We start from the raw sequence: 4,495 nt of genomic DNA, 5'->3' as shown, positions 1-4,495 counted from the left end.
ATCCCCCGGTTTGAGGGAATAAAGATTAGCTATGGTACTCGTCGGACGACTGAACATTTGGAGTTCATAGTTTAATTTCTCGCAAAGTCGTCAGACGAGAGTTTTAACGAAATCTCCGCATGATCTCTTCCATCGACATGTACATTAGCGTGGGGTGTTGAAGAGGATCTTTATACGGCTCTTCACAGGCAAATAGCTGATCAATCAGAAGTTCCATCTCCTGTTCGGATAGCCGTTTGCCTCTTGGAATAGCAGTCCGGGAAGCAAATGCAATCGCCACTTTCTCCCGGGCTTCAAGTTTCAGGGTTTTATCAAGATCACGGTACTGATGGAGCATATCCCTCAATACCTGGCGTTCATCTCCAATATCGATATCTGCAGGAACACCATTGATGATAGCCGTATTACCACTCAGCAGATCTATACTGAAACCCATACGTTGAATGATTGGAAGCAGTTCTTCCAGCAGTGAAAATTCAGAGGCACTCAACTCAATCGTCCGCGCAAAAAGCAGCTGTTGAGTAAACGGCAGGGATTCCTCAGTGGCACTTAGAGTATTTTCGTAGATAATCCGCTTATGTGCAGCGTGCTGGTCTATTACCGTCAATCCTGTTCTTGTCTGAGTTAAAATATACCGGTTGTGAAGCTGCCAGAATGTTTTATCACGGCTTGCAGATCTGTCTTTAATTTCACCTTCTTCACCCTCATCCTGTTCAACCTCTCCGTAAAGCTGTCGAGCTGATTCGTCGCCATCTTGACCGGATGACTGTCCAAAATTGATTCTCGAGGGAAAATGTACTTGTTCAGATGGACGTCCTCGCTGCTGAAAGTGTTGACTACCCGTGTTGTCGCTTTGCCCAATCTGATCAAAACTGAGATCGAAATCATTATCCATAAATTCGGACTTGCCAACATCCGGTACGACAAAATGTTCGTTGAGCGCTTTTTTCACGACCGAGCGCACAAGCTGCGTAATGCTTCGTTCATCGTCAAATTTTACTTCCATCTTGGCCGGGTGCACATTTACATCTACCTGGGAAGGTTCGATATCCAAATAAATTGCGTAAAACGGATACTCATTTTGCTTTGTCCAGGCGTCGTAAAGACTCAAAATCACATAGCTGAGATATCGGTGCTGAAACGGACGGCCATTCACAAATAAAAATTGCTCTCCGCGCGACTTTTTTGCGAGCTTTGGATCAGCAAGTAACCCGCGAATTTTCACATAGCTTGTCTCTTCACTAAACGGAATCAGGCTGGCACGATACTGTTTACCAAATATATCTGCCACTCTCTGCTTCAGTTCCTGTTTTGGCAGGTGGTAAATTCTATCCCCATCGGCATGAAGTTCAAATTCTATATTCGTATTAGCTAAAACGATGTTTTGAAACACTCGAATGATATGCTTCAGTTCTGTTGCATCAGTTTTTAAAAATTGACGCCTGGCAGGGACATTATAAAACAAGTTTCGAATGGCAACGGATGTTCCATCATCTGTAGCAACAGGCTCAAACCGTTTCTCCTCGCCACCCCATATTTCAAGAAGAACTCCCGATTCATCATCCATCCTTTTGGTTTTCATCTCAACCTGAGAGATGGACGCAATGGAAGCCATAGCTTCACCTCGAAATCCCATCGTTCGGATGCGAAACAGATCTTCTACAGACTGAATTTTCGATGTGGCATGACGTTCAAAACAGAGACGGGCATCCTGAGGAGTCATACCGCTCCCGTTATCTATAACCTGAACAAGTGTTCGTCCGGCTTGCTGTACAATCAACTTGATTTTATCGGCACCGGCATCTACGGCATTATCGAGAAGTTCTTTAGCTACAGAAGCAGGCCGCTGTATTACTTCGCCTGCTGCAATTTTATTGGAAAGTTCCGGGGGCATAGTGTGTATGATAGACTGCCCCTTATCTTCGGTTTGATTCAACTGCTTTACTTTGAAGATTTTAAATTAAATTGCTTAAAGGATATACATCAGAAATATTACCGCAGCAAGACCAACGGCATATACCAAAATTCGAACATTTTGACTTTTCTCACGCTGTCTACGGCTCAAACTTCGTGTTTTAATCTGAATGCGCTTCTTTCTTTTTTCTTCCTCTTCGGGATCATAATACCTAAGAGGTATTTCAAATTTTTTGGGCTTTGTTCTGCGCCCCATCATAGGTCTGATCATAATAAATCTCCGTTATTTAGCCTTTTAACGAATAAAAACGCCTCATGGTGTAAAGATACAATTTGAACCGTGAAATATGCATTTTTTTCTGTAATTGCACTCGTTGAATCAAAACCCAAATCCACTTATTCTTTTAGATTCTATCTCTTCGCCCCGATAGGTTTCAAAAAAATTACTGAATAAAATAGTCCTGTTCTGAATATCCGCTCAGTTATCTAAAACAAGCCTGAAATAAAACAACCCTCCGGATTAAGGGAGGGTTGAAATCTTATAAATTAAAGAGATCTTAGGCTACAGTAGGTTCTTTTTTAATTTGTTCTGCTTTCCACATTTTTTGAGTGTTCTCCATTGCTTTCCGGCCGATCTCTTCAGATTTGTCTGAATCCAGATCGTTTGATTCCCGGGCAACAACAAGCGGAAGCACTCTGCTGATCTCAGTGATAACAGGTGTTATTTCACCCAGATGGTTTAATGCAATTTCTGACAATTCATTATCATCTGCCGCCAAAGAGTGTGTGTGCAACATTGTATAACCTGTTGCCAACATGGAGAGTGCTGTGTAATCGTCTCTCAACATTTTAGAAACCGGATCTTTGCGTACTGTGTCAATCAGACCGGCCGCCAATCCCGAAAAACTGCCAAGTAATTCTTTAAGATCTGATTTTCGACCTCCGCCTAATTTATCAAGATGACTTTCGAGTGCATTAATCTGATTTCTAAGTATCTGATCCAGCTCGTTCATCAACACCATGGCATCATTATCACTCGCTCTTTCACTGGTGCGTTGCTTCTTCACTGCATTAAAGAGATGAGTTTCAAGAGTTAATAGATCTGCTGTGTAATCTTTTAATTTATCTGTAGACATAATGAACTTATTTTTCGCTTCATGATTCAGTATATAAACAAATGTATTTATTTAATAATTCAACACTTACACGATCAATAACACGGATATAATAATAACTACTGCGGCTCTATTCACTATAAAAAAATAGTATAAACATTCGGATTAGGTCATAAAACTCTTCTTGTTCCCAGGTACTTACCGGCCCAGTACGGTTCAGATAAGTTAGAGATCATCACTCCGCTGGATACCGAAGCGTGCAAAAAGTCTCCTTCTTCCATTGCTATCCCCACGTGCAATACGTTCCGGCTTGTTCGGAAGAAGATCAAGTCTCCCGGCCGTATACTTCCTCTTCTTACTCCCGAACCTTCCCCAAGCTGTTCACGTGTATTCCGGGGTAGGTCCTCTCCTAAAAAATCTCGGTACACTACCTGGGTAAATGCCGAACAATCGATTCCATTCAGCCCGTTTCCACCTAAACGGTAAGGAGTACCCTCCCACTCACGGTGTGCAATGTGAAGCTTATTCACTACTCGATCAAATGATGAAACAGAAGCCGCCATGGGAGTGTTACCGGAGCCTGAAGGATTGGATCGAGGAGCACTATCACGCGGCACCACACCACAACCCGTCAGAAGAAATAGAAATATGATAATACTAAGATATTGTTTCGTTGACATAGAGCCTTTCAGATTCACAATTTGCAATGGGATGTTGTATCTTTGCATTAAACAAAAGAATAATACAAAACCATGCAATTACTTGTAAATATCGATCATATTGCAACTTTACGCAATGCCCGAGGTGAGGGATTTCCAGATCCGATTGAGGCTGCCAAAGTTTGTGAAGATGCCGGGGCTGCCGGTATTGTATTCCACCTGCGGGGTGATCGCCGTCATATTCGTGATGATGATGTCTACCGATTGAAAAAATCTATGAAAGGTGTCCTCGACTTTGAGATGGCCGCCACAGAAGAGATGGTTGAAATTTGTAATGAGGTACAACCGGAACTCTGTACTCTTGTTCCCGAAGGTCGCGAAGAACTCACGACAGAAGGAGGCCTCGATATGAAAAAAGTTTTTGACGACTTTGATAACCGGGTATTTCCAAAGTTTAAAGGATCCGGAATCAAAATGAGTCTATTTCTTGACCCAAACCCAGAGGATATTAAACTTGCTCATGAATTAGGTGCAGATGCGATTGAACTTCATACCGGTGTTTTTGCAAATGCACCGGACGATAAAAGCAGGAAAAAGGAACTCGTTCGCCTTAAAGAAGGAGCAGAATTGATTCACGACTTAGGTATGATGGTTAATGCCGGACACGGCTTGAATCTCGACAATTTACCCCGATTAATTGAAGAAGTGCCTCATTTGAATGATATCAGTATTGGCCATGCACTGGTATCAAAATCCGTCTTTTGGGGATTGGAGCGAACTGTGAAGGAGTATTTAAGAATTATGGGT

5 protein-coding genes are annotated in these 4,495 nt (G+C 42.3%); 1 reads left to right on the top strand and 4 read right to left on the bottom strand.

What is annotated here, in order from left to right:
* Positions 1-103: 103 nt before the first annotated feature.
* The 4 genes from mutL to ACESM0_RS10550 form a co-directional block, all read right to left on the bottom strand.
* Positions 104-1,936, bottom strand: a complete 1,833-nt coding sequence (mutL, locus tag ACESM0_RS10565) for a DNA mismatch repair endonuclease MutL (RefSeq protein ID WP_372906179.1) — start codon at positions 1,934-1,936, stop codon at positions 104-106.
* A 33-nt stretch (positions 1,937-1,969) separates the two neighbouring features.
* Positions 1,970-2,185, bottom strand: a complete 216-nt coding sequence (locus ACESM0_RS10560; RefSeq protein ID WP_372906178.1) for a hypothetical protein — start codon at positions 2,183-2,185, stop codon at positions 1,970-1,972.
* Positions 2,186-2,471: 286 nt separating this feature from the next.
* Entirely contained in the window at positions 2,472-3,050 is a 579-nt protein-coding gene (locus ACESM0_RS10555; RefSeq protein WP_372906177.1) for a hypothetical protein, read from the bottom strand.
* 149 nt (positions 3,051-3,199) lie between these two features.
* Positions 3,200-3,709, bottom strand: coding sequence for an NlpC/P60 family protein (locus ACESM0_RS10550; RefSeq protein ID WP_372906176.1), 510 nt, complete (start codon positions 3,707-3,709; stop codon positions 3,200-3,202).
* Positions 3,710-3,781: 72 nt separating this feature from the next.
* Between ACESM0_RS10550 and ACESM0_RS10545 the strand changes: the two genes are divergently transcribed.
* The coding region (locus ACESM0_RS10545; protein ID WP_372906175.1) for a pyridoxine 5'-phosphate synthase at positions 3,782-4,495 on the top strand (714 nt) is incomplete at its 3' end.

Source organism: Rhodohalobacter sp. (assembly GCF_041686455.1).
Lineage (GTDB): Bacteria > Bacteroidota > Rhodothermia > Balneolales > Balneolaceae > Rhodohalobacter.
The sequence above is the reverse complement of the archived record's forward strand: the minus strand, read 5'-3'. Positions and strand labels throughout refer to the sequence as shown.

What these genes read in the sequence shown, in the direction of transcription:
- ACESM0_RS10560 (WP_372906178.1), bottom strand. Translation starts at nt 2,185, where the DNA reads ATGATCAGACCTATGATGGGGCGCAGAACAAAGCCCAAAAAATTTGAA.
- ACESM0_RS10555 (WP_372906177.1), bottom strand. Translation starts at nt 3,050, where the DNA reads ATGTCTACAGATAAATTAAAAGATTACACAGCAGATCTATTAACTCTT.
- ACESM0_RS10550 (WP_372906176.1), bottom strand. Translation starts at nt 3,709, where the DNA reads ATGTCAACGAAACAATATCTTAGTATTATCATATTTCTATTTCTTCTG.